The sequence below is a fragment of the Rhodovulum sp. ES.010 genome (assembly GCF_900142935.1).
Taxonomy (GTDB): Bacteria; Pseudomonadota; Alphaproteobacteria; order Rhodobacterales; family Rhodobacteraceae; genus Rhodovulum.
Genome location: NZ_FSRS01000001.1, coordinates 1,762,335 through 1,785,651 on the forward strand (window position 1 = coordinate 1,762,335; position 23,317 = coordinate 1,785,651).

A 23,317-nucleotide genomic window follows, 5' to 3' on the forward strand; every position below is an offset into this window, starting at 1 on the left:
GCGTCACGGCAAGCCACCGTGAGCCGAGTTGATTGGCCTTTCCCAAGCAGGTCCCTCAGCCTCGGATCGAACGAAACGAACCGAGGCAATCCAATGACATCACGAGCAGTTTCCCGCCGCGCCGCGCTCGCGACCCTTGCAGCAACGCTGACCGCGCCAACGCTTCTGCGCGCGCAGGCGCGGCCGACGGTGCGCCGCAACACCTCCAGCTTCTCGCAGCAGCACTGGTCGGACCACTTCGACAGCCTGGGCGCCGCCGCCATCGTGGCCGACACGACCTCGCGCGCCCTTCATTTCTGGAGCGGCGACGGGCAGGACTACCGCGTCTACCCCACCTCGGTGCCGATCAGCGAGGAATTGACCAAGCGCGGCTACACGCGCGTGGTGCGCAAGAAGATCGGCCCGGACTGGACCCCCACCCCATCCATGCTGGAGCGCAACCCCGACCTGCACTACATGCCGCCCGGCCCCGACAATCCGCTGGGAACGCACGCGATGTATCTGTCCTGGCCCGCCTACCTGATCCACGGCACGCATGACACGCGCAAGATAGGGCGGCCCTCCTCGGACGGTTGCATCGGGCTGTATAACGAGATGATCGCGGAGCTCTACGCGATCACGCCGGTCGGCGCGCAGGTCAGGATCATCTGAGCGAAACCGCGCCACGGCGCGGCACTTGATTGACTCCCCCGCGCCCCTTCGCCACTACTCGGGGCGCGACGGTTCAGACGGGGAGCGATCCATGCAGAAGGTCTATTCCAGCGCCGCCGAGGCCCTCGACGGCCTCTTGTTCGACGGCATGTTCATCGCCGCAGGCGGCTTCGGGCTCTGCGGCATCCCCGAGCTTCTGATCGACGCGATCAGGGAGGCGGGCACCAAGGACCTGACCTTCGCCTCGAACAACGCGGGCGTGGACGATTTCGGCATCGGGCTGCTGCTCCAGACCCGGCAGGTCAAGAAGATGATCTCGTCCTATGTGGGCGAGAATGCCGAATTCATGCGGCAATACCTGTCGGGCGAGCTGGAGCTGGAATTCAACCCGCAAGGGACGCTCGCCGAGCGGATGCGCGCGGGCGGCTGCGGCATCCCCGGGTTCTACACCAAGACCGGCGTCGGCACCCAGATCGCCGAGGGCAAGGAGGAGAAGGTCTTCGACGGCGAGACCTACATCCTCGAACGCGGGATCGTGGCGGATCTGTCGATCGTCAAGGCGTGGAAGGCCGATACCACCGGCAACGCGGTGTTCCGCAAGACCGCGCGCAACTTCAACCCGCCGGCGGCGATGTGCGGAAAGGTCTGCGTGATGGAGGTGGAAGAGATCGTCCAGCCCGGCGAACTGGACCCCGACTGCATCCACCTGCCTGGCATCTACGTGCACCGGCTGATCCAGGGCGAGCACGAGAAGCGGATCGAACAGCGCACCACCCGCGCGGCGTAAGGGAGAGAACGACATGCCTTGGGACCGCAACCAGATGGCGGCGCGCGCCGCGCAGGAACTGAAGGACGGGATGTATGTGAACCTCGGGATCGGCATCCCGACGCTGGTGGCCAACTACATCCCCGAGGGCGTGACCGTCACGCTGCAATCGGAAAACGGGATGCTGGGCCTCGGCCCCTTCCCGGTCGAGGGCACCGAGGACCCGGACCTGATCAACGCCGGCAAGCAGACCATCACCGAACTGCCCCATTCGGCCTATTTCGACAGCGCCGCCAGCTTCGGCATGATCCGCGGCGGCAAGATCGCGATGGCGATCCTCGGCGCGATGGAAGTGTCCGAGAAGGGCGACCTTGCGAACTGGATGATCCCCGGCAAGCTGGTCAAGGGCATGGGCGGCGCGATGGACCTGGTCGCGGGCGTCAAGCGGGTGGTGATCGTGATGGACCACACAAACAAGCACGGCGAGTCGAAGCTCTTGAAGGACTGCACCCTGCCGCTGACCGGCACCGGCGTCGTGAACCGCATCATCACCAATCTCGGCGTGCTGGACGTGGTCGAGGGCGGGCTTCGAATCGTCGAATGCGCCGACGGGGTGACCGAGGACGAGATCCGCGACGCGACCGTTGCGAAAATCGTGAACTGAAATCGCCCACGTCCCGGCGCGCGGTCCCGTGACGACGCGAGCGGCCGCTGTCGGCATCGTGGCGCGGCACCGGCGGCAGCGACTGCGAAGACGGACAGGTGCACAACCCTGTTCCGCGGTGGTACCTGCGCCTCGGGGCGTCTTCCTCATACCCTCATCGAGAGTCGAAAGCGACGAGGCGCCGTTCGGTCGGCAACCGCCCCCATGACGGGCCGGCGTTGCGCCTTTCCGTATGCGCACGCCAACCATATGGTCCGGCGCGATGGCTATGGGCCAGGGTTGGCAGCATAACGGGCCGCGGGGATCGGGACGCGCGTATGGATCAGGCGGCCGAGGACAGGGCAGAGACGGGCATTGCCGCGATTCCGCTTGCCGAAAACGTGCCGGTGGATGCGCTGCTCGCCGGGGTGGTGGCCGCGCTTGCGGCCGAGGGATGCCGTGTTGCGGGGTTCCGCCAGATGCGGACCGATGGCGGCATCGCGCTCGAAGACCTTGCCGGGGGCGATATGTTCGCCATTTCGCAATCGCTCGGCCCGGGATCGCGGGGATGCAGCCTCGATCCGCGGGGGCTGGCCGAGGCTGCGGGCGCCGCGCTGCGGGCGCTCGAGACCGGCCCCGACCTTGTCGTCCTGCCGCGCTATGGCAAGGCCGAGGCCGAGGGGCACGGGTTTCGCGCCGTGATCGCGCGGGCCTGCGAACGGCAGATCCCGGTTCTCGTCGCGGTGCGCCCGGCCTGCGAGTCCTCGTGGTTGGAGTTCACCGGCGGACTCGCCGCCCGGCTGGACCCCGACCCGGACGCCTTGCTCAGCTGGTGCCGGGCGGCGCTGGCGGACCGCCGCTGAGCCCGGTCGAGATCAGGGCAGCGCCAGGATCACATGGCTCGACTTGACCAGCGCGGTCGCCGCGTCGCCGGGTTGCAGGTTCAGCGTTTCGGCGCTGTCGCGGGTGATCGTGGCGGCCAGCGTCTTGCCACCGCCAAGTTCCAGCACGATCTCGCTGTTCACGGGCCCGTCGGTCCGGTCGGCGACGGTGCCCGTCAACCGGTTCCGCACCGAGGTCAAACCGACCTCGTCCGCCTTGGCGAGGATCACGAAGCTGGACTTGACCAGTGCGAAGACCTCGACGCCGGGTGCCAGCGCCATCTCGGAGGCGCTGCGCCCGGTGATGACGGCGGTCAAGGTCTGGCCGCCGCCGAGTTCCATGTCCACCTCTGCGCTGACCGCACCTTCGGTCACGGCGGTCACGGTGCAGCGGTAGGCGTTGCGGGCCGAGGTCTTCATCATCAGGCTCCAGAGCATGTCGCCGGGGTCGAGGTCGATCTGGGTCTCGAGCGAGGCGACGACGCGCGCAAGCCCGTCCTGGATCGCGGTGAAGGCGGCGATCACCTTCTCGCCCGCGGGCGTCAGCCGGGCGCCGCCCCCCGCACGTCCGCCCGGCGCGGCGGTGACCAGCGGGGTCGCAAAGACGTTGTTCATCGCCTGGACGCCATCCCAGGCAGCCTTGTAGGACACGCCCACCTCGCGCGCGGCGGCCGAAATCGACCCGGTCCGACCGATCGCGCGCAACAGCGCCACGCGGTCCGCGCCCATCCGCGCCCCGGGCCGTTCCAGCGTCAACGCGCTGCGCAGATTCGTCGGCATCGCCGGTCTGGACCTCCCGTTCTCGTCGCCCCGTCATATCGCGTGCTGCCAAACCCCGCCACCGCCGCGTAAGGTCCAGCGCGTCGCGACCCGGACCTTCTGCCCGGACGCCCGGAGGGAGGTCTGGTGCCGGCCACCATCGCACCCGTCCGGCCATCCAGGCAGGTGCGGGAGCGCGCCGACGACCGCGCCGGCGCGTGCGCCGCCCCCGGCCAAGGGCGATGCCAAACGCGCGACCGAAGACGACGTGGGCCTTGCTGCCACGACGGTCTTCGCAATTCGGGCCCTCGATGCTGGCGGCGAGAATGGCGCGTCGCTTCGCGCGGATTCTGGCCATTTGCGTAATGCTCACCCGGTGTGCAGGTTTCTCCGCTGCGCACAAGATTTCGCAGGAAAAGACAGGGCTGGCCGGTGCCCACGTCGCAAAAGCGCTGCGTATTCGGGCGCTCTCGCCGTGTGGGCCAGATGATCGTCGAAAAGTCTTGCCCCGAACTCAGACCGCTCGCTATGCAGTCAGGGTACATAGCGCTTTTCTGAAGCAACGGAGCCGCCCGATGACCTTCCGCAGAACCGTCCTGCGCAGCAGCGCCGCCGCGCTGTTCGTCTCCCTAGCGCTCGCGGCGCCCGCCCGGGCCGCCGAGACCATCGTGGCGGTGGCCGCGAACTTCACCGAGGCCGCGAACGAGATCGCCGACGCCTTCGCACAGGCCAGCGGCCACAGCGTCACCTACAGCTTCGGGCCGACCGGGCAGCTTTACACCCAGATCACCCAGGGCGCGCCCTTCGAGGTCTTCCTTGCTGCCGACCAGGCCCGGCCCGAAAAGGCCGAGGCCGAGGGCTTCGACGTGGCCGGGTCGCGTTTCACCTATGCGGTAGGTCGGCTCGTGCTGTGGAGCGCGGATGCCGACATGATCGACGGCACCGCGGCGGCGCTGACGGAGGGCGCGTTCACCCATGTCGCCATCGCCAACCCCGAGACCGCGCCCTACGGCGCGGCCGCCGTCGAGGTGATGGAGGCGCTCGACATCCAGGAGACGCTGGCGCCCAAGATTGTGCAGGGCAAGAGTATCAGCCAGGCCCATCAATTCGTCGCGACCGGCAACGCCGAACTCGGCTTCGTCGCGCTCAGCCAGGTCGTGAACGGGGACCCTGGCGCCCGCTGGACGATCCCGCAGGACCTCTACAGCCCGATCCGGCAGGACGCGGTCCTGTTGAAGACCGGCGGACAAAGCGCGGCGGCGGCGGCCTATCTCGACTTCCTCAAGGGGCCCGAGGCACGCGCGATCATCGAGAAATACGGCTACGCCGCAGGAGACTGAGCCATGGCGGAGGCGCCCCTGCTCGACGCAGGAATGGTCGAGACGATCCTGCTCACGCTGAAGCTTGCCGGCGTCACGACCCTCGTGCTGCTGATCGTGGGGACCCCGCTGGCCTGGTGGCTGTCGCGGGCGCGTGGGCTGTGGAAAGAGGTCGTGGCCACCATCGTGGCCCTGCCCATCGTGTTGCCGCCCACGGTCCTTGGCTTCTACCTGCTGATCGCGATGGGCCCGAACTCCCCGCTGACGGCGATCCTGGGCCGCAAGCTGTCCTTCACCTTCGAGGGACTTGTCGTGGGCTCGGTGATCTACTCGCTGCCCTTCGTGGTCAACCCGATCCGCAACGCCTTCGAGGCGATGGGGCACAGGCCGATGGAGGTGGCCGCCACGTTGCGCGCATCGCCGCTGGATGCGTTCTTCACCGTCGCGCTGCCGCTGGCCTTGCCCGGCCTGTTCACCGGCGCGATCCTGGGCTTCGCGCATACGGTGGGCGAGTTCGGCGTCATCCTCATGATCGGCGGCGGAATCCCCGGCGAGACCAAGGTGCTGTCGGTGACGATCTTCGACTATGTCGAGACGCTGCAATGGGACAAGGCGCATGTGCTGGCGGGCGGCATGCTGGCGATGTCGTTCGCGGTGATCCTGGCGATGCTGCTGGTCGAGCGCCGGCTCAACCGGGCGCGGCAATGATCGGGGCGGCGTTCCGGGGCCGGTTCGGCACGTTCGATCTTGACGCCGCGTTCGAGGCGCCGGGAACCGGCATCACCGCGCTCTTCGGCCCGTCGGGCTGCGGCAAGACCACCCTCCTGCGCGCCATCTCGGGGCTGATCCGCCTGCCCGAGGGACAGCTGAGCGTCAATGGCGAGAGCTGGCAGGAGGGGCGCCGCTTCACGCCGCCCCACCGCCGCGCCGTCGGCTACGTGTTCCAGGAGGCGAGCCTGTTTCCGCATCTCTCGGTGATGGGCAACCTCACCTTCGGGATGCGCCGCCGCAAGGGGCCCGCGCCGGTCGGGCTGGACGAGGTTGTGGACCTGCTCGGCATCGGACGCCTGTTCGACCGCCACCCCGCGCAGCTGTCGGGGGGCGAACGCCAGCGCGTCGCGATCAGCCGGGCGCTGCTGTCGCAACCCCGGCTGCTGTTGATGGACGAGCCACTCTCGGCGCTCGACCGCTTCTCCAAGGACGACATCCTGCCCTACCTGGAACGGCTGCACGCGGCGCTGTCGATCCCGGTCCTCTACGTCAGCCACGACATCGCCGAGGTGGAACGGCTGGCCGACACGCTGGTTCTGATGGACGCTGGCCGGGTGCGCGCGGCCGGGCCCATCGCGGACCTCCTGGCCGACCCCGCGCTGCCGCTGATCCGGATGCCCGCACCGGCAGCGGTGATCGACGGCGAGGTGATCGCGACGGACCCCCGCTACGGGCTCTCGGAGGTCGCCGTGCCGGGCGGGCGGCTGACGGTACCGGGCGACCTGGGCCCGCCGGGCACGCGCCGGCGGCTGCGCATCCCGGCCACCGACGTGAGCCTCGGCCGCCACGCACCGCTGGACACCACCATCCTGAACGCCCTGCCGGCCCGGATCGAGGGCGCCGAGGAGACGGCCGATCACCAGATGACGCTGCGCCTGCGCCTCGGCCCGGACGGGCGCGGCGCCGCGCTGCTCGCCCGCATCTCGCGCAAGTCCTGGGACACCCTTGCGCTGCAGCCCGGCGAACGCGTCGTCGCCCGCCTGAAAGCCGTCGCCCTCGCCGGTCCCGCCTGAGCCTCGTCCTCATGCCCCCCGTCCCTCGTCGAGGGTGGCGCCCCCATGGTCGGCGCTCCGGCCGAGCGGGTCGGGGCCGGCACCGCCCAATGGGCCATCGTCGAGCACGGCGGCGCGGACCCAATCCCCTGGGTCGGGGCCCCTGTAAAGATCGATTCTGATCTACCGTTTCGGAAAATGCGGTTGCACGGGTCTCGCCTTCAACCGCTTGCGAAGCTCAGAGAAGGACCAAACCCTGAACAGCGCTGCCCCATAAACGCGGACTCCGGGGGGAGCCGGTCAAGCGATGCGGCGACGATGGCCGCGCAACATTTCGCATGAAGAAGCGTTTTTAAGACGCCGGGGTGCATCCCGGTCATGCGCACTCGCAAGGAGCCCATCATCATGAGCCGTCCGCCATGTCTGGCAACCGCCTCCCTTGCGCTCGTCGCCGCGCTGGCCGCGAGCCTCGCGGTCGCTTCGCCATCCCCGCGCACCATCGAGAGGGCTGCGCCCGCTGCCGAGCCCGACAAGGCCACACCGGCGCCGCCCGAGAAGGTCAGGATCGCGCCCGACGAAGGCGGCCACGCCACCCCGCCCACCTTCTCCTTCACCGGGACCTATGTCGCACCCTGGACCGCGCAGGCCGCTCGGTCGATCGCCCTCGGCCCCGATACGACGATCCCGTACATGGTCGCGCCGGTCGATCCGTTCGATGCCGGCATCTACGTCTGGGACGCGTGGCCGGTCCGGAGCCCGGACGGTGCCATCGCCGATATCGGCGGCTGGTCGGTCCTGATCGCACTGACCGCCGAGCAAGACCCCGATGCGCGCTTTCCGTTCTATTCCCGGTCCACCTGGAGATACTATTACACCAACGGCGACCGCTGGCTGCCCGGCGGCGTGATCTTCGACCGGACCGAGGCGCTGGGCTCGCGCCAGTGGGCGGGCTCGACCATGTACGACCCCGACAGCGGCTCCATCACCTTCTTCTACACCGCCGTAGGCAGCCCGGACGCGCCCAATCTCGCAGAGGACGTGCCCGACCGCGCCTTCGCCGACAACCACCCGGCGGCGGGCCGGCCCGACACGACGCAGCGCATGGCGCAGGTATCGGCCACGGTGTCGGCCGGGCCGAACGGCGTGGCCTTCGCCGATTTCGGCCCGCACGAGATCATCCTCGAGGCCGATGGCGAGATCTATGCGACCGCCGAGGCCTTCGTGCCCGACAACGTCATCTACGGCATGCGAGACCCCGAGTACTGGCGCGACCCGCAGAGCGGCGCGGAATACATCCTGTTCACCGCCAACGCCGCGGGCTTTCCTTCGCCGCATAACGGCGCCGTGGGCGTGGCCCGGCGCGAGGGTGCGGGCTGGCAGCTTCAGCGGCCGATCCTGGTGGCGCCGGGCGTGTCCTCGCAACTGGAACGCCCACACATCGTCGAGCGCGACGATGGCCTCTATCTGTTCTTCTCGACCCACGCCTTCACCTTTGCCGACGACCTGTCGGGTCCCGAAGGGCTTTACGGGTTCTGGAGCCCGTCGGGCGACCTTCGCGGCGCCTGGCAGCCGATCAACGGGCATGGGCTGGTCGCGGGCAATCCGCCGGCATCGCCCACGCAGGCCTATTCCTACCTCGCGCTGCCCGACGGGCACGTGATGAGCTACATAAACACGCCCTACGGCTTCAAGGCCGACCCGGCGGAGGACCGCGTGATGGTCGGCGGGCCGGCCCCGATGTTCCGCATCGCGCTGGAGGAGGGCAAGTCGACCATCGTCGCGTCGCCCGCGCCGACCACCGGCGTCGAGTGATCGCCGTGCTGCGACTTGCCGTCGTCCTCGCCGGTCTGCTCGTCGCCGGCCCGCTCGCCGCGCAGACGCCAGAGCGCGCCAAGCCCGGGCCACCCGCCGGCACCGTAGAGTTGGCCGGGTTCGAGCCGGACGCGATGTCGGGGCTGGCGTCGGTTCGGCTGCGCTCGCCGTGGCACGAACCGACCTTCGTGGAGGGCACCGACGGCCGCGCGTTGCGCTTCGACGGCTATTCGACCTTCGTAGAAGGCGTGCTGCCCGAGCGGGTGAGCGTTCCGGCGACGCTTCGCTTCGATCTCGCGGTCTGGTCCTGGCCGGTGGCGCGGGCGGGGCTCGTGGTCCTGCACGGGCCGCCGCGCATCGCGGTGACGCTCAACCGTTGGGGACGGCTTGTGGCCACCGCCGAGACGCCGGACGGCGTGCGGCAGGTCGTGGCCCCGAAGCCGCTGACGCGCGGGACATGGCACTCGGTGGCGCTGCGGATCGGGGCCGAGGGCGACGTGCTGGACCTGTATCTCGACGGCGCCCGGATCGGCCAGTCCCGCGGTGCGGCGCCCGCCCAGCTCGCGGGCGGCGTCACGCTGGGCCGCGACGCCACCTCGGGCCTTGCGCACGGTGCCTACCAGCGCGGCGTGCTCAACGGCGCGCTCGACCGGGTGCGGCTGACGCCGGGCGCCGTGCCGACCGCGGCCCTGCGAACCGAGCTCCCAACGCGCGCGGCAGACCTGCGCCCGAGTCCAAGACGGTTCGAGGACGATCCGCACCGCCCGCGCTACCACCCCATGCCGCCAGCGGGCTGGACCAACGAACCGCACGGGCTGATCCGCGCCGACGGCCGCTGGCATCTCTATTACCAGGCCAATCCGAACGGCCCTTGGTGGGAGCACATGCAGTGGGGTCACCTCGTCTCGGAGGATCTGGCCCGCTGGGAGGCGCGAAAGACCGCGCTCTGGCCCACGCCGGGATTCGATCGCGCCGGCATCTGGGTGGGCGACGTGATGCCCGACCGGGACGGCTTCCGCGCGCTCTATTCGGGCGTGAACGGCCAATGGGCGGGCGTCGGAATGGCCGAGACCGACGGGACGGATCTCGGCCGCTTCGAGAAATCCGCCGACAACCCGGTGATCGTCGAAACCCCGCCGGGCTATCAGGACATGCGCGATCCGTTCGTCATCCGGCGCAAGGACGACTGGTTGATGCTGATCGGCGCCGGGCGCGCGGCGCCGCAGGTGCCGACGATCCTGACCTATTCCTCGCCCGACATGGCCGCCTGGACCTTCGAGGGCGAGCTGCAGATGGGCGCTGTCGAGCGCTTCGGCACCTATTGGGAACTGCCAAAGCTCCTGCGCCTGCGGGATGACCGCCACGCCTTGATCGTCACCACCGTGAAGCCGCACACGCCAGCCCGCACGCAGTACTGGATCGGCGACTGGGACGGGCGGCGGTTCCTGCCCGACGACCTCGTGCCGCGGCCGCTGGATCTCTTCGGCACGCATCTCGCACAGTCCACCCACCCGCTGGGTGACGGCCGACATGCGGCCATCGGCATCGTGCCGGAAACCGCCCGCACCACCGAGGAGCGGCTCGAAGCGGGCTGGATTCACGGTTTCTCGCTTGCCCGGACCATCGACCTCTCCGAGGATGGCCGGCATCTGGTGCAGCGACCGGCCGAGGCCGTGCAGGGCCTTTTCGGCCCGCCGGCATGGGAAGCGCGCGACGTCGCACTCGACGATCGGGCGCTGCGGCTGGGCAATGGCGATGCCTCGGTCGCCCGGATCGAGCTGACGATCGACCCGGGCGACGCGCACCAGATCGTCGTCGCTCTGCGCGCCACGGCGGACCGGCGCGAGGCGACCCGGCTGCGGCTGTTCCCCGTTTCGCGCCGCATCGCCTTGGATTTCTCGGACAGCTCGGCAAGCCCCACGGCTCGCTCGGACTCGCTTTGGGAGCGCTATTCAGATCCCGAGGACGGGGCGATCTCCCTGACCCTGTTCGTGGACCGATCGTTCGTGGACGGCTTCATGGCGCGCGGAGAGGCTTTCGCCTTCCGCACCTTTCCGACGGCGCCCGATGCGAACGCCGTGTTCCTCAGCGCCCTCGGCGGCGCCGCCCGGCTTGTCGAGGCGCGCGTGGCAACGCTCGTGCCGGCCCCGAATGCGCGCACCGGAGGCCAAAAGTGAACCGGGAAAAAAGACCCTTTCCCGGAAGGCTGCACTTCCCGAGGTCGTTCCAAGGCTGCCGCGACCCGGCCCATTGCAGCCGCTCGCCGATTTATGCGACGCTGCATCGCAGCCTCTCCGAACCGGTCATTCGTGCATGATGCAGCATTTGTCGCGATTGATGGGCAGCAGTGCGGACGAAGCTGTCGGCCGACGAATCTCATGAATCCCCGAATTTTGCGGTATGCCGGACCGCGCGCCGCGCGCTCGACCGCACCGCCCTGGTCGGCCGTCAGGCCGACGTCGTGGTCGATGCCTGTTCTTGGATGTTGCCGGGCTTCAGGACGAGCGCCGTGGCGAGCGCGAGGGCTGTGGTACCGACGAACATCGGCAAGGGTCCGAAGGCCGACGATGCTGCGCCTGCGGCCACGGGCCCCGCGATGTTGCCCGCGCTGGTGATTAGCAGCGCTGCGGTGAAGCTGAGCGAGGGAAGCTCGGGAAAGAGCCGCTCTGACCAGAGCGATAGAACCGCGCTGATCATCATCACGAAAACGCCGTGCAGACCCGCCGATACGATCACGCCGCCCCACGATGTCGGGGCCCAGGCGATGATCGCGACGGACACCGCCGCGCCGATATTGAGCGCGCGCAGGAGCCACGACAGACCGATCGCGGATTTGATCCGGGCCGTCAGGAGCCCGAACAGGCCGAGCGCACCGTAGGCGGCAAAGACGACCGCGCCGCTCGCCTGTGATGGCAGCCCGGCGAGTCCGCCCTGCTCGGTCACCCGGTCGGCGGCGAAGGTGACGTAGATACCGTTGGTCACGCCGAAGGAGAACGCGACGAGATAGAGCGGAATGGCCGAGCGGGTGGCAAGCTCGCCCCATTTGCGCCGCGGTAACTCGCCGGCGGGCTCCACCGTATCGGTCAGCGCCAGAAGGTTGGCGAGTGCCGCACCGGCCGCACCGGCGGCGAAGACGGCCCAGACAACGCGCCAGCCGTAGCCGAAGAAGGCAAGGGACAGGGCGAGAAGACCGGTCAGCAGCACCCCGACCGCCGTTCCCGAACTGATCATCGACAACGCCCCGGGGCGATCGCTCTCATAGAGAACCCGCTGGACGGCGTTGTTGAACGGCGTCCACGAGAACCCCGCGCTGGAGCTGGCGAGGCAGAAGCCGACGGCCAGAATGATGGCGTTTGAGGATGCGGCCACGGTGGCAAGGCCGAAAGTCGCCGCGACCATGCCGATCACGATGGGCACGCGCGGACCCGCGCGGGCGATGAGGATGTAAGAGCAGGCAAGGCCGATGAAGAACGCCGCGAAGCCGAGGCTCGAGATGAGGCCTGCCGTGCTGGTCGAGATCGAGAAGTCCTCGCGGAACTGCGGCAGAAAGAGGCCGAATCCGATCCGCGCGGGGCCGAAGGCGATCGCGGTGGCGACTGACCCTGCCGAGGCGATACGTGTGAGGGTCTGCATGGTCACCTCCTGTCGCTTGGAAAGACTGGGCTGGTCGGATACAGGTTCCTCGATTGAGTACGTGCATCGCAGGGTACACCGCCGGGGCGCTGCTCGCGAATCTCACCTGCCGCAACGCGCCCTTGGCGCCCCGCGGAGGCCCATGTCACCAGCAGCGGTACGCCTTGGAAACAGGTGTCCTCGACGAACTGCCCGATCCGCAGGATCGCGTCGCTCGCGGTGTTGTTGTACCCGTGGACGAAGACCAGAAGCTCGCCCCGCCCGAGCGGTTAGGATGATTGCGAGAACATTCACGCGAGAGTCGAGATATGACACCTCCGCCGCAGGGAACCGCCCAGCCCATGCCGACATGGGTGCTGTAACCCTTCGTGTTGGGAACATTCGCCCTGACCTGGGGCATCGTCGGCAGCTACATCCTGTTTCCCGGGGCCATGGACGCGACCTTCGGCCAGATCAGCGGCGCACACCCATTTTTTTCCTCGCCACCTGGGCCCCCGGGATTGCCGCGGTCACGCTGATCCTTGTCCGGAGCGGATGGCGCGGGCTGCGGGCCTTTCTCTCGCGGCTGTTGCTCTGGCGCTGTGCCCCGGTCTGGTGGCTGTTCATCCTCGCCGGGCTGCCGTTGGTGTTCATGGCCGGGTCGCTGATCAAGGGCGGGCCACTGTTGGCGCCCCTGCCGCCCGAGGGCGCCGGGCCGGTGCTGGCGCTTTTGGGGATGATGCTGTCCCTCGGCCCGGTCGAGGAATTGGGGTGGCGCGGTCTTGCCCAGCCGATCCTGCAACGGCACATGGCGCCGATCTGGGCCGGCGCACTGATCGGCATGACCTGGGGAATCTGGCACCTGCCGGCCTTCCACCTGGCCGGCGTCGTGTTCGAGGATTGGGCCTTCCTGCCCTTTTTCATCGGCAACGTGACGCTTGCGATCCTGGTCACGCCGATCTTCAACAGCGCGCGGGGCAGCCTGTTGCTGCCCATGCTGTTCCACTGGCAATTGATCAACCCGTTCTGGCCTGACGCGCAGCCCTGGGATACCTGGATCCTGGTCGCCGTGGCCGTGGCGGTCGTCTGGCGACATCGTGACAGCCTGTTTTCCCCCACCGGCGCAGCGACCGAGGTCGTCCCGCCCCCCGCAGCGGGGTGATGGCTATGCGTGCGCGACGCCTTCTGGCCGCGATCGGCCTTTGTCTGGTCACGGCGGCCCCGGCGACCGCGCGGGACCCCGCCTCCGAACTCGCCGAGGTGCTCGACCGGTTCCGGGATCGCTACGGCTTTCCCGGCGGGACGGCCGCGATTGCCTTGCCGGGCACCCGGTTGGTCGCGGCGGCCAGCGGTCTGGCCGATGTCGAGGCGGGCCGAGCGATGACGTCTGGGACGCCGATGCTGGCGGCGAGCCTCGGCAAGAGTTTCGTCGCGGCGGTGGTGCTGGCGCTGGAATCCGAGGGGCGCCTTTTGCAGGCTGAACACCTGTCCGAGCACCTGGGCGACCGGCTTTGGTTCGACACGCTACCGAATGCCGCGCCAATCACGATTGGCCACCTGCTGCGCCACCAGTCGGGCCTGCCAGACCACCCGCATCTGTCCGAGTTCCAGACCGCGCTGGCGATGCGGGTCGCAGACAACGGGGCGGCCTTCACCCCGGAGGAGGTTCTGGCCTTCGCCCTGGGGCAGGACCCGCTGTTCAGGGCCGGGGCGGGCTGGGCCTATAGCGACACCGGCTATATCCTGTTGGGTCTGGTGATCGAGCGGGTAATAGGGCGGCCCTATTACGACGTGTTGCGCGAGATTCTGCTCGACCCGCTGGCGCTACGCGAAACGCGCCCCTCGGACCGGCAGGGTATCCCCGGTCTTGCCGTCGGCTACACGGTCCCAGGCAACCCGTCCGGTTTGCCTGAGCGGACGGCGGATGCGGCGGGACGGCTGGTATGGAATCCGGCGGTGGAATGGACTGGGGGCGGCTTGGCCTCCACCGCGTCCGATCTGGCGCGCTGGGGGCAGGTTTTGTTCCGCGGGACTGCGCTAGAGCGCGTCGCATTTAATCGGCCTCATAGCCGGCCGCCTTGAAGTAGTTGTAGCATTCTTGGTCTGAGACGAGGTCGCAGACATGGCCGACGGCCGCCCAAAGTTGATCGTAGGTTCGCGCGGCTGCCTTCCTTATGAGCGACTTCAGCTTTGAGAACGCCATTTCGATGGGGTTCAGGTCCGGGCTGTAAGGCGGCAAGAACAGGAACCAGGTGCCAATCGCACGCAGGGACGCCGCTGCGGCCGGGGCCTTATGGCTCGACAGGTTGTCGAGAATGACAACGTCGCCTTTGCGCAGCGTCGGCCCCAGCTGGGTTTCGATGTAGAGGGCGAACATCTCGGCGTTCATCGCCCCGTCGATGATCCATGGTGCGTCGAGCCGGTCGTGGCGCAGGGCCGCGACGAAGGTCTGGGTGCGCCAATGTCCGAACGGCGCGTGATCGACGAGGCGCTGCCCGAACGGGGCCCAGCCGGTCGTCTTGGCCATGTTGGTTTTGACCGAGGTCTCGTCCACAAAGGCCAGCCGGTCCAGATGGTTGGCCATGAAGGGCTGGCGTTTCGCGATCCAGATGCGCCGCAGATCGGCGACATCCTTGCGCTTCTGCTCAAGCGCCTGCAGGTCTTTTTTCGTGCGTCAGACCAAGCCCGCGCAGCACCCGCCAGATCGTGCCGCGATGGACCTCGATGCCATGGGTTTCGGCCAGCTCAACGGCCAATTCATCGAGCGTGATCTCGCCCTTGGCGGCGACGCGGGCTTCGATCCAGCCGGTCACGCCCGCAAGCTTGCCGTGCCCGCCGCCATTGCCTTGGGGCCGGGGCTTGAGTGATCCGGTCTCGCGACGCAGTTTGATCAGCTCGTTCACGAACTTCGGCGATACTCGGAAGTGCCGTGCCGCTTCGCGATGCCCATGACCTTCGTCCACGAACGCGACGACACGCTCGCGTAGCTCTATCGGATGTGGTTTGCCCATCTATGACCCCCATATCTGCCTCAAAGAGACGGAATCACATCACGGCCAATCTGGGAATCCTGAATCCGAAAGCCGGCGACACGCTCTAGAGGCGCCCTATCTCGATCGGTTGCTGGACGGCGTGCCAGTCGCGCCGGATACGCCGAGCATCCGATACGGGGCAGGCGTCGCGATCTATACCGAAATGCCGCGGGGGCCGGTCTATGGCCATGGCGGCTGGATCCCCGGCTGTGCTTCCAGCCTGTGCTACTACGTCGATCACGGCGTGACCGTGGCCTTCCAGATCAACACGGACAAGGGACCGTCGACGACAGTTCCGACCTTGTCCCGGCGCTGCAGGGGGCGCTGGCCGAGTTGGCGCTCGCCCTAGCAACCCGGAATACCACCGGAATACGGCACTAACGCTCCTGGTAGAAGCCTGAGAATCCCGACCCGGAACATCCCTCACCCGGATCTCAACACGTGCCCTCTCACTCAAGGCGCAATTGGGCAATCCGTGCGCGGACTTGCGTGCCCGTATCATCGCTGTCTGAAGAGATGGCCACCCCGACGAGGCTTCCGGGAGCCTCACCAAAAGCGCGACGATGGTCGCGGGCAAGGTCGACGCGCTCGGCAGCGGATCCGGTTCCCGACATCCTCTTGATTATGCTTCTCCCGCGCGGCCCCAGATACGGGCTTGGCAGGATCTCTTCTTGCGCATGGGCGCCACCCCAGATGTACATCAGGACACGAACGTTGGGGTTATCGAGAAGCGTACGGACGCCGCTTCCTTGGACATCCTGCGCCACCTGCTCTGGCAGGAAGACGAAATACAGCGACAGGTTTCGATCATCACCGCCCTTTCGGGTCAGATCGGTCGGAGGAACCGATTTCTCGACGGCCCATGTCCAGGACGCCTGGCGGGTCCGCCACAGGGACGACGGAAGCGCTGTCCAAAGAAGCGAGACAGTGTCGTCGGACCGCACAGCGAGGCTGGTGCCTTTGGGGGCGTATTCATTGCTGGAAAAGAGCGAGAACCGCTGCTCCTTCCAGCCGTGATCGAAGGCTATCTCGTGGCCAGTGGCTGGCACCGCCGCGATGGACAGTAGACTGACCAGGGCTGTCATGGTTCTGCGCATATGCCATCTCCTCTGGCGCGTGAGATAGGGCAACAGGCCTGTTTGAATAGTCGCTTGCGATTGGTCGAGGCATTCGATGCGCGAGGGACCTGCCGCGAACGGCTTCACCAAGCATGGAGTTTTCCGCCGTTACCATATTGCGACACAAGGGCATGTCTGCCGCGGCTAGGGCGCGCACGCTCCGGTTTCGCGAACGGCTGCAAGGGCGGCTCTTCAGTCGCGGGGCACGGGATCGCACTTGAGGCGCGAGATGTGTCCGTCCCACAGGCGCGCGAGGATCACCTCTGCCTCGTCCATGTCGGTGATGAGGTCATCGGGCGCGGTTGCCGCCACGACGTCCCTGGCCTCATGCACGATCTGCCCGCTCACGGCGATGACCGGGACCGGCACGGTCATCCGCAACGCAACGATCAGCCTTGCCAGCGCCGGGGCCGCATGCGCCCCGGCCGCCGACAGGCCGATCAGGACAGGTCTTGCGGCCGCGATCCGATCGACGAGCGCCTCATGGGGCAGGCCAAGCTCCAGGGTGATATCCCAGCCTTTCCGGCGGAAGAAGTCGGCCGCCATACGCAAGCCCAACGTGTGGGTTTCGCCGGGGACGGTGGCGAAGAGCGCCGCACGGCAGGTGCGAGGCACGGCTGGACGATCATGCCTGTCAAGCGCCCGCAGGATCGCGAATATGCGCGCCGTTGCGGTGGTGACCTGCATGAAGGACAGGTCATCTTCGGTCCACCACTGCCCCAGCATTCGCGCCGCAGGAGCAAGGTAGTGCAGGTACAGGTCATCGATCGTTGCGCCTTTGGCCAGCGCCTCCTGTGCGATCCGGGCGGCTGCGTCCGGCTCTTTGGATGTGAGAGACCTGCACAAGTCCACGAGCGTCTCCTCGGAGGGGGCAACGACTTGCGTCTGCCCCGGTGGCCTGTCCCGCGCCGCAAGCCGGGAGAGCACTTCCTCGGCGACCGATTGCACGGCCTCGGGCGGAAGGACCGAGAAGAGCTCGGTCGTTCTTCCCGTCGCCTGCTCATATTTGCCGGGGCAGAAATCCTCGCTCTGCGACGTCGGGCGCGACATCCAGGCCTCCAATGGTCTTCATGTTCTGCCGACAGGGCTTCGTTCGCGCGTCAACCAATCCGAAGCGTATCAGAGGGCCACGAACGATCAATTCCGCAGTTGTGGAAAGGTCTTACTTCCTTGACACTTAGCCGCGTCGGAAGGCGGCAAACCAAAGGCTCAGAATTCACCCGGGTGCCCTCCTTTGCGGGCCACCCCCATGTATAGCAGGCTGCTGAAAAACCTCGCTCTGGACGTCGGTTGAGGGACGTGATTCACCCCTTGGGCGGTTGCCGGAGGGGTTGGGATGCGGGGCGCGGACGAGACGGGCGGGTCGCTGTTCAGCTATGTTGACATCGAGGCGCGGATCCCGGCGCGGCATCCGTTGCGGCAGATCCGGCGGGTCGTGAACGAGGCTTTGGCCAGCCTCGATGCCGAGTTCGAGACGCTCTACGCCCCGGAGGGCCGGCCCTCGATCCCGCCGGAGCGGCTGATCCGGGCGAGCCTTCTACAGATCCTGTTCTCGGTACGCTCGGAGCGGCAGTTGATGGAGCAGATGGATTACAACCTCATGTTCCGCTGGTTCGTGGGCCTGGGGATCGACGACGCGGTCTGGGTCCCCACCGTCTTCACGAAGAACCGTGACCGGCTGCTGACCACCGACATGGCGCGCAAGGTGATGGGCGCGATCCTGGCTCACCGGGAGGTCGCACCGCTGCTGTCAGACGAGCACTTCTCGGTGGACGGCACGCTGATCAAGGCCTGGGCTTCCATGAAGAGCTTCCAGCCGAAGACCGAGGGCAGCCCGCCCGGCGCGGACGGGCCGGGTGACCCGCCGGGGGACACCGATCAGGATACCAGCCCCGACACCGCCCCTGCCCAGCCCGAAGCCGAGACCGTCCCGATGCCCAGCCCCAGCCGCCGCCACCGCAACGCCGAAGTCGACTTCCGCGGCGAGAAGCGCTCCAACGCCACCCATGCCTCGATCACCGACCCCGACGCGCGGCTGTTCCGCAAGTCGCAGGGGACGGGCGCGCTGCTCTGTTACATGGGGCATGCGCTGATGGAAAACCGCAATGGCTTCGTCGTCCAGGCCGACCTGACCCGCGCCGATGGCCATGCCGAACGCCGCGCCGCGCTCGACATGATCCACCGCCATTCCCCCGGCTCGACCCGCCGCCTCACGCTGGGCGCCGACAAGGGCTACGACAGCGCAGATTTCGTCGCCGATCTGCGACAGGCCCACGTCACGCCGCATGTCGCCCAGAAGGCCCGACACTCCGCCATCGACGGCAGAACCACCCGCCACCCCGGCTACGCCCTGTCCCAGACGCGCCGCAAGAAGATCGAAGAGCCCTTCGGCTGGGCCAAGACCGTCGGCGGCATGGCCCAGACCGTATACCGCGGCCTCGACCGCGTCGCCGCCCGCTTCACCTTCACCATGGCCGCCTGCAACCTCGCCAGACTGCCGAAGCTGCTGGCCGCCTGAAGCCAAAGGCAGGGCCGAGACCAAGCACACAGAACAGACGACGCCGGCCTCACGGGTGAGGGTCAGGGAAATCCGTCCGGCCGCAAGAGAATTTCAGCGGCCTGCTAGAAAATCGACCGGTTTGCCCTCGGCTGACATGGGCGCCGAATTTGAAACGAGCTCGGCGGAATAACTCGAAAGGTCGTTTTCTCCACAGACTCTGTGGGCAAATCTGTCCCTCCCCCTGCACGGGCCGGTACTTGCCTTCGTCAGCAGCGCCTTGGGCTCGGGGCTCGTTCTTGATCAAAGCCAGAACAGGAAGGCTGCGGCGAGGGCGACGGCTGAAAAGAAGGTCTCCGGACATCGGTCGCTCCGGGTCGCTGTCGCCCCCGGGCATTGTCAGAGAAAACCCGCTTGACCCGGCATGGGCCAACGCCGGCCGTCAGGTCATACCCAAACCCGGCCGCTGTCTTTCGAGCCGGCACATCCGCAAGACCACCCACGCCGGCGGGCGGAGTATCCGGGTCCGCATGGCCGAAGGCGGAAGCGCGTCGGCTTGCATTCGTCCTGGCACGCAGCCGGCGGGACGCGGCCGGTCGGCGCGCGCTAGGCGCTGAGCGGGGCCGTGCCGGAGGCGAACTGGAACAACTCCGCCTCGGCGAGCGGCTTCGAGAACAGGAAGCCTTGGAGCACGCAACACCCCAGCCCGCGCAGGATCTCGGCCTGCCGGGCGGTCTCGACCCCCTCGGCCACGGTCGCGATGCCAAGGGTCTCGGCGATTTCGACGATGGCGCGCACCAGATGGCGCGAGCGGGTGTCCCGCGCGACCGGCGTGACGATGCGCTTGTCGATCTTCAGCGCCGAGGGCGCGATCTCCATCAGGCCGATGATCGAGGCATGGCCCGAGCCGAAATCGTCGATCTCGATGTCGATCCCGGCCTCGCGGACGAGGTCAAGGTGGAACTTGAACGCGTCGCTTTCCTCTTCCACGAGGATCGATTCGAGCAGTTCGAAGGCGACATTGGTCTCCTCGTCCGCGATGGCGCGCGCCGCGGCGACCACATTGGGGTCGTGCATCCGGCCGGAACTCACGTTGAAGGCGATCTTGGGCACGAACAGCCCGCGCGCGCGCCAGCGCGCCAGCGCCTCGCGCGACTTCTCCAGCACGAGCGCGTCGATCTCGGGCACGATGCCGAGTTGGTCGGCCACGTGCATGAAGGCCGGCGGCGCGAGCAGGCCGCGCGTCGGGTGCCGCCAGCGCAGCAGGGTCTCGATCCCGACCAGGCGGCCGTCGCGGGCAGAGACCTGCGGCTGGAACACCGGGAAGAACTCGTCATTCTCGAGCGCCTCGTGCAGCGACGCGGCGAGACGGCGGTCATCGAGGATGGATTCGTGCAGGTCCTCGGTGAAGAACGCCATCCTGTTGCGGCCGCCGGTCTTGGCACAATAAAGCGCCGCATCGACAAAGACCTGAAGCTCGCCGTTCGTCTCGACGATGTCCTGCGTGTGGGCGATGCCGAAGCTCGCCCCGAAGCGGCATTGCCGGCCCTGATACATGAACGGCTCGCGCAGGCGGGCCTGGATACGCTCGACGAGAGCGCGGGCATTCTCGGGACTCTGGAACGGGGCCAGGATGATCGTGAACTCGTCGCCGCCGATGCGCGCGACGAAGTCGCTGGCGCGAATACTCTCGCGCAGGACCTTGCCGACATGGCGCAGGACCAGATCGCCGGCCTCATGACCCAGCGTGTCGTTGACGTATTTGAAGTGGTCGAGGTCGATGCGGATCAGCACGCAATCCCGCGGGCCGAGGCCGCGCGCAGCGCTCTTGACGCGGTCGGTGAGGACCTGGTCGTAGTAGCGGCGGTTCGGCAGGCCCGTCAGCCCGTCGTGCAAGGCCTGGCGCTCGTTCTCGATGCGCATGTCCTCGGCCGCCTTGTGGGCGCGGCGGAGTTCGTGTTCGCGCGCCACGTCCGCGGTCACGTCATAGACCGCGCCCGTCCAGACGACGGTGCCGTCCTCTTGACGTCGCGGGGTGGACGCACCGGCAAGCCAGACCTCGCCACGATCGGGATGGCGGACGCGAAAGCGCAAGGACCAGGGGCCGAGCGTGCGCCAGCTTTCGTCGATGCTCTCCATCATCGCCGCGAAATCGTCGGGGTGCACGCGGTCCAGCGCCTCTGCCCCCAACCCTTGGCTCCGGTCGCCGTCGAAGCCCATCAGAGAGCAGAAGCGGCCGGTCGTGTAGGGAAAGTCGAACGTGCCATCGGGCCGGCGGCGAAACTCGTAGAGCCCGACCGGGGCGATGCTGGCGACCGACGACAGCCGTTCATGGGCGCGCCGCACCTCTTCGGCCGCCTCCGCCGCCCGGTTCTCGACCTCGAGCCGCTCGGTGATGTCGACCGCGTTGCCGTAGAAGGTGGTCCTCCCGTCCGGTCCCACCGCGGGACCGGCGGACGCCAGAATCCACCGCTGGCCGAGGTCGGGATGATCCACGCGATGCCGGAACTCGGCGCGCGACCAGGTCTTTTCCGCGGTGCGGAACGTGTCCAGGATCGCCTCCCGGTCGTCGGGCGGGATATGGCGGAACACGACGTCGCCATCGGCCTGGAGCGCCTCCAGCGAGACGCCCATGAGTTGCGGCATGTTCGAGGTGCAATAGGGAAAACGCGTCGTTCCGTCCGCGTTGATCTGGAACGCGAAAAGCGCGCCGGGGGCGTTCTCGGCCATGGTGCTCAGCCGCTCGTGCGCGGCGCGGATTTCGTCGGATATGGCTTCGAGGCGCGCCTCGTTCTCCTTGTCCCGGTCGATGCTGATGAGCACGCCGGCGACAAGCGGCGGCAGGCCCCGGTCCGACCGGTCGATCCGACGCGCCACCACGCGATACCAGCGATAGCTGCCGTCGGCGTGGCGCTTGCGGTTCTCCGCTTCATAAAGGTCCGTCCGGCCGTGCAGCAGGTCCTCCATCGCGGCGATGGCGCCGGGGCGGTCCTCGGGGTGGATCACCTCGGACCAGGCCGCGTGGCTGGAGGGAAAGGCGCCGGGCGCGTAACCGAGCAGGTGATAGGTTTCGTCGGGCGCCCAGCCTCCGCCGTCGTCGGGGCAGATGGTCCAATAGCCGATCTCGCCCGACAGGGCCGCGGTGCGCAGGACCTCCTCGCTGGCGAGCGCGTCGTTGCGCGCGGCCTCGGCGTGGGCCAGCGCCTCGGAAAGCTGCGCCTGATGCTCCTTGATCGGGGTGATGTCGGTGAGACTGCCGCACACCATGTCCGGCAGGCCATGCGCCGCGCGGTCGATCCTGCGGCCGGCCGAGGTCATCCAGCGCCAGCTGCCATCGGCATGCCGCAGACGGAAGTCGCAGGCGAACGCGTCGGTTTGGCCGGCCTCGATGGCGGCGTGGCCATCGAGCGCGCGCTCCCGATCCTCGGGATGGATCAGGGCGCGGAAGCGATCGGCGTCGATTGGCTCGCCCGTCTTCAGCCCGAGCAACGCGGCCAGGTTCTCGCCGAACCAGCCCTCGCCCGTCGCGGGGATGCGCATCCAGGCCACGACATTGCTGTTCTCGTGCGACACGCGCATCAACTCGGCCATGCGCTGCGCCTCGTCCCGCGCCTGGCGCGCATCCGCAAGCGCGGCTTCGAGGGTCTGCGCCTGGGCCTTCCGGTCGGAAATCTCCACGAGACTGCCGCAAACGATCTCGGCCTCGGCGCTGTCGCCAGGATTGTACTTGCAGGCGGTCGCCGCGAACCACTTGTAGGCGCCGTCCTTGCAGCGCAGCCGGTAGTCCACACGGAAGATGTCGGCCTGGCCGCCGATCAGCCGCTCCATCGCCTCTATCGCGGCCTGGCGATCCTCCGGGTGAATGCGCGCGCGCACCCAGGCAGACTCCAGCTCGACCTCGCCCGGGGCGTATCCGAGCATCGCGTAATAGGTCTCGGTCGCGAAGATACGCCCCCGCGGGACATCGAAATACCATTGCCCGAACCCGGCGACCGCGGCGGCCTTGCGCAGGATGTCGAACTCGCGGTGATGGCCGTAGGCGTCGCACGCGGGACGGGCCAGACCCTGCGGCCGGCAGCAGGCGAGCTGTCGCGGCGCCCCCTGCACCTGCACCAGAAGGGCGGCGACCCGCCCCTCGGCGCGGATGACGGCGATCGTACAGTCGAGGTTGCGCAGGGTGCCGTCCTGCAGGAAGAAGCAGCCGCTGAATCGTTCGTCCGCCCCGCCGTCCAGCATCCGCCGGCGGGCCTGCTCCATCGCGTCGCGGAAGCGCGGCTCCAGGAGGTCGCGGTCGGTCAGGCCCACCATTCGGCCCGCCCCACAGCCGAGCAGTGCGACCGCCGCCGCATTGGCGCCAAGGACGGTGCCATCCGGCGAGACGATCCAGGCCGGGGCCTGGAGCTGGTCGATCGCTACCTGCATCTGGTCGAGCATCTGGTCCACGTTACACCGAATCACTGGGCA

General features: G+C 68.0%; 21 protein-coding genes. 13 read left to right on the forward strand and 8 right to left on the reverse strand.

Annotated elements, in window-relative coordinates; genetic code table 11:
• Positions 1-93: 93 nt before the first annotated feature.
• The 4 genes from BUR28_RS08770 to BUR28_RS08785 all read left to right on the forward strand — a co-directional run bounded on the left by BUR28_RS08770 (position 94) and on the right by BUR28_RS08785 (position 2,923).
• Positions 94-651 (forward strand): L,D-transpeptidase, encoded by a 558-nt coding sequence (locus BUR28_RS08770; protein WP_074219775.1) that lies wholly within the window; start codon positions 94-96, stop codon positions 649-651.
• A 91-nt stretch (positions 652-742) separates the two neighbouring features.
• Positions 743-1,438, forward strand: coding sequence for a CoA transferase subunit A (locus BUR28_RS08775; RefSeq protein WP_074219776.1), 696 nt, complete (start codon positions 743-745; stop codon positions 1,436-1,438).
• Positions 1,439-1,451: 13 nt separating this feature from the next.
• Positions 1,452-2,081: a CoA transferase subunit B gene (locus tag BUR28_RS08780; RefSeq protein ID WP_074219777.1), complete on the forward strand. Its 630-nt coding sequence runs from the start codon at positions 1,452-1,454 to the stop codon at positions 2,079-2,081.
• Between the two features lie 317 nt (positions 2,082-2,398).
• A complete protein-coding gene (locus tag BUR28_RS08785) occupies positions 2,399-2,923 on the forward strand; it encodes a DUF2478 domain-containing protein (RefSeq protein ID WP_074219778.1) in 525 nt (174 codons plus the stop codon).
• Between the two features lie 12 nt (positions 2,924-2,935).
• Here the strand turns inward: BUR28_RS08785 and BUR28_RS08790 are convergent, their stop codons facing one another.
• Complete coding sequence (locus tag BUR28_RS08790) at positions 2,936-3,721, reverse strand: TOBE domain-containing protein (protein ID WP_074219779.1); 786 nt, start codon at positions 3,719-3,721, stop codon at positions 2,936-2,938.
• A 554-nt stretch (positions 3,722-4,275) separates the two neighbouring features.
• Here BUR28_RS08790 and modA point away from each other — a divergent pair.
• The 5 genes from modA (at position 4,276) to BUR28_RS08815 (ending at position 10,771) form a co-directional block, all read left to right on the forward strand.
• Positions 4,276-5,040, forward strand: a complete 765-nt coding sequence (gene modA / locus BUR28_RS08795) for a molybdate ABC transporter substrate-binding protein (RefSeq protein WP_074219780.1) — start codon at positions 4,276-4,278, stop codon at positions 5,038-5,040.
• 3 nt (positions 5,041-5,043) lie between these two features.
• Entirely contained in the window at positions 5,044-5,727 is a 684-nt protein-coding gene (modB, locus tag BUR28_RS08800) for a molybdate ABC transporter permease subunit (RefSeq protein WP_074219781.1), read from the forward strand.
• A complete protein-coding gene (gene modC / locus BUR28_RS08805) occupies positions 5,724-6,803 on the forward strand; it encodes a molybdenum ABC transporter ATP-binding protein (protein ID WP_074219782.1) in 1,080 nt (359 codons plus the stop codon). Before modB ends, modC begins: the two co-directional genes overlap by 4 nt.
• Before the next feature lie 384 nt (positions 6,804-7,187).
• On the forward strand, positions 7,188-8,594 hold the full coding sequence (locus tag BUR28_RS08810) for a glycoside hydrolase family 68 protein (protein WP_074219783.1): 1,407 nt from the start codon (positions 7,188-7,190) through the stop codon (positions 8,592-8,594).
• 5 nt (positions 8,595-8,599) lie between these two features.
• Entirely contained in the window at positions 8,600-10,771 is a 2,172-nt protein-coding gene (locus tag BUR28_RS08815; protein ID WP_139307535.1) for a glycoside hydrolase family 32 protein, read from the forward strand.
• Positions 10,772-11,042: 271 nt separating this feature from the next.
• Here BUR28_RS08815 and BUR28_RS08820 read toward each other — a convergent pair whose 3' ends face one another.
• Together BUR28_RS08820 and BUR28_RS20610 are read right to left on the reverse strand one after the other, a co-directional pair.
• Positions 11,043-12,227: an MFS transporter gene (locus BUR28_RS08820; RefSeq protein WP_074219785.1), complete on the reverse strand. Its 1,185-nt coding sequence runs from the start codon at positions 12,225-12,227 to the stop codon at positions 11,043-11,045.
• 2 nt (positions 12,228-12,229) lie between these two features.
• On the reverse strand, positions 12,230-12,475 hold the full coding sequence (locus BUR28_RS20610; RefSeq protein ID WP_371441616.1) for an alpha/beta hydrolase: 246 nt from the start codon (positions 12,473-12,475) through the stop codon (positions 12,230-12,232).
• Positions 12,476-12,795: 320 nt separating this feature from the next.
• On the opposite strand from BUR28_RS20610, the gene BUR28_RS08830 reads away from it, so the two are divergent.
• Together BUR28_RS08830 and BUR28_RS08835 are read left to right on the forward strand one after the other, a co-directional pair.
• Positions 12,796-13,368, forward strand: a complete 573-nt coding sequence (locus tag BUR28_RS08830; RefSeq protein ID WP_254813717.1) for a CPBP family intramembrane glutamic endopeptidase — start codon at positions 12,796-12,798, stop codon at positions 13,366-13,368.
• A gap of 5 nt (positions 13,369-13,373) precedes the next feature.
• Positions 13,374-14,288 (forward strand): serine hydrolase domain-containing protein, encoded by a 915-nt coding sequence (locus BUR28_RS08835; RefSeq protein ID WP_074219786.1) that lies wholly within the window; start codon positions 13,374-13,376, stop codon positions 14,286-14,288.
• Here the strand turns inward: BUR28_RS08835 and BUR28_RS20380 are convergent.
• Both BUR28_RS20380 and BUR28_RS20385 read right to left on the reverse strand, forming a co-directional pair.
• The gene (locus BUR28_RS20380) at positions 14,260-14,865 is read right to left on the reverse strand and encodes an IS630 family transposase (protein WP_139307493.1); all 606 of its coding nucleotides are present in this window, start codon (positions 14,863-14,865) and stop codon (positions 14,260-14,262) included. The genes BUR28_RS08835 and BUR28_RS20380 overlap by 29 nt on opposite strands.
• Positions 14,852-15,217 carry a helix-turn-helix domain-containing protein gene (locus BUR28_RS20385; protein WP_074218878.1) on the reverse strand — a complete coding sequence of 122 codons (366 nt, stop codon included), beginning with the start codon at positions 15,215-15,217 and terminating at the stop codon, positions 14,852-14,854. Before BUR28_RS20385 ends, BUR28_RS20380 begins: the two co-directional genes overlap by 14 nt.
• A 121-nt stretch (positions 15,218-15,338) precedes the next feature.
• On the opposite strand from BUR28_RS20385, the gene BUR28_RS19380 reads away from it, so the two are divergent.
• Positions 15,339-15,587 (forward strand): hypothetical protein, encoded by a 249-nt coding sequence (locus BUR28_RS19380; protein ID WP_139307536.1) that lies wholly within the window; start codon positions 15,339-15,341, stop codon positions 15,585-15,587.
• A 100-nt stretch (positions 15,588-15,687) separates the two neighbouring features.
• On the opposite strand, the gene BUR28_RS08850 is transcribed toward BUR28_RS19380, so the two are convergent.
• Positions 15,688-16,323: a DUF3047 domain-containing protein gene (locus tag BUR28_RS08850; protein WP_254813718.1), complete on the reverse strand. Its 636-nt coding sequence runs from the start codon at positions 16,321-16,323 to the stop codon at positions 15,688-15,690.
• A 225-nt stretch (positions 16,324-16,548) separates the two neighbouring features.
• Positions 16,549-17,406: a cobalamin B12-binding domain-containing protein gene (locus tag BUR28_RS08855; protein ID WP_074219788.1), complete on the reverse strand. Its 858-nt coding sequence runs from the start codon at positions 17,404-17,406 to the stop codon at positions 16,549-16,551.
• Between the two features lie 286 nt (positions 17,407-17,692).
• On the opposite strand from BUR28_RS08855, the gene BUR28_RS08860 reads away from it, so the two are divergent.
• Complete coding sequence (locus BUR28_RS08860) at positions 17,693-18,874, forward strand: IS5 family transposase (protein ID WP_074219678.1); 1,182 nt, start codon at positions 17,693-17,695, stop codon at positions 18,872-18,874.
• 585 nt (positions 18,875-19,459) lie between these two features.
• On the opposite strand, the gene BUR28_RS08865 is transcribed toward BUR28_RS08860, so the two are convergent.
• Positions 19,460-23,311 (reverse strand): sensor domain-containing protein, encoded by a 3,852-nt coding sequence (locus BUR28_RS08865; protein ID WP_175566923.1) that lies wholly within the window; start codon positions 23,309-23,311, stop codon positions 19,460-19,462.
• Between the last annotated feature and the right edge of the window lie 6 nt (positions 23,312-23,317).

Bases quoted from the DNA above. Each gene is read 5' to 3' on its own strand.
- BUR28_RS08810 (WP_074219783.1), top strand. From the start codon at position 7,188: ATGAGCCGTCCGCCATGTCTGGCAACCGCCTCCCTTGCGCTCGTCGCC.
- BUR28_RS08780 (WP_074219777.1), top strand. From the start codon at position 1,452: ATGCCTTGGGACCGCAACCAGATGGCGGCGCGCGCCGCGCAGGAACTG.
- BUR28_RS08835 (WP_074219786.1), top strand. From the start codon at position 13,374: ATGCGTGCGCGACGCCTTCTGGCCGCGATCGGCCTTTGTCTGGTCACG.
- modA (WP_074219780.1), top strand. From the start codon at position 4,276: ATGACCTTCCGCAGAACCGTCCTGCGCAGCAGCGCCGCCGCGCTGTTC.
- BUR28_RS08785 (WP_074219778.1), top strand. From the start codon at position 2,399: ATGGATCAGGCGGCCGAGGACAGGGCAGAGACGGGCATTGCCGCGATT.
- BUR28_RS08850 (WP_254813718.1), bottom strand. From the start codon at position 16,323: ATGACAGCCCTGGTCAGTCTACTGTCCATCGCGGCGGTGCCAGCCACT.
- BUR28_RS08775 (WP_074219776.1), top strand. From the start codon at position 743: ATGCAGAAGGTCTATTCCAGCGCCGCCGAGGCCCTCGACGGCCTCTTG.
- BUR28_RS08860 (WP_074219678.1), top strand. From the start codon at position 17,693: ATGCGGGGCGCGGACGAGACGGGCGGGTCGCTGTTCAGCTATGTTGAC.
- modC (WP_074219782.1), top strand. From the start codon at position 5,724: ATGATCGGGGCGGCGTTCCGGGGCCGGTTCGGCACGTTCGATCTTGAC.
- BUR28_RS08790 (WP_074219779.1), bottom strand. From the start codon at position 3,721: ATGCCGACGAATCTGCGCAGCGCGTTGACGCTGGAACGGCCCGGGGCG.
- modB (WP_074219781.1), top strand. From the start codon at position 5,044: ATGGCGGAGGCGCCCCTGCTCGACGCAGGAATGGTCGAGACGATCCTG.
- BUR28_RS20385 (WP_074218878.1), bottom strand. From the start codon at position 15,217: ATGGGCAAACCACATCCGATAGAGCTACGCGAGCGTGTCGTCGCGTTC.
- BUR28_RS08770 (WP_074219775.1), top strand. From the start codon at position 94: ATGACATCACGAGCAGTTTCCCGCCGCGCCGCGCTCGCGACCCTTGCA.
- BUR28_RS08820 (WP_074219785.1), bottom strand. From the start codon at position 12,227: ATGCAGACCCTCACACGTATCGCCTCGGCAGGGTCAGTCGCCACCGCG.
- BUR28_RS08855 (WP_074219788.1), bottom strand. From the start codon at position 17,406: ATGTCGCGCCCGACGTCGCAGAGCGAGGATTTCTGCCCCGGCAAATAT.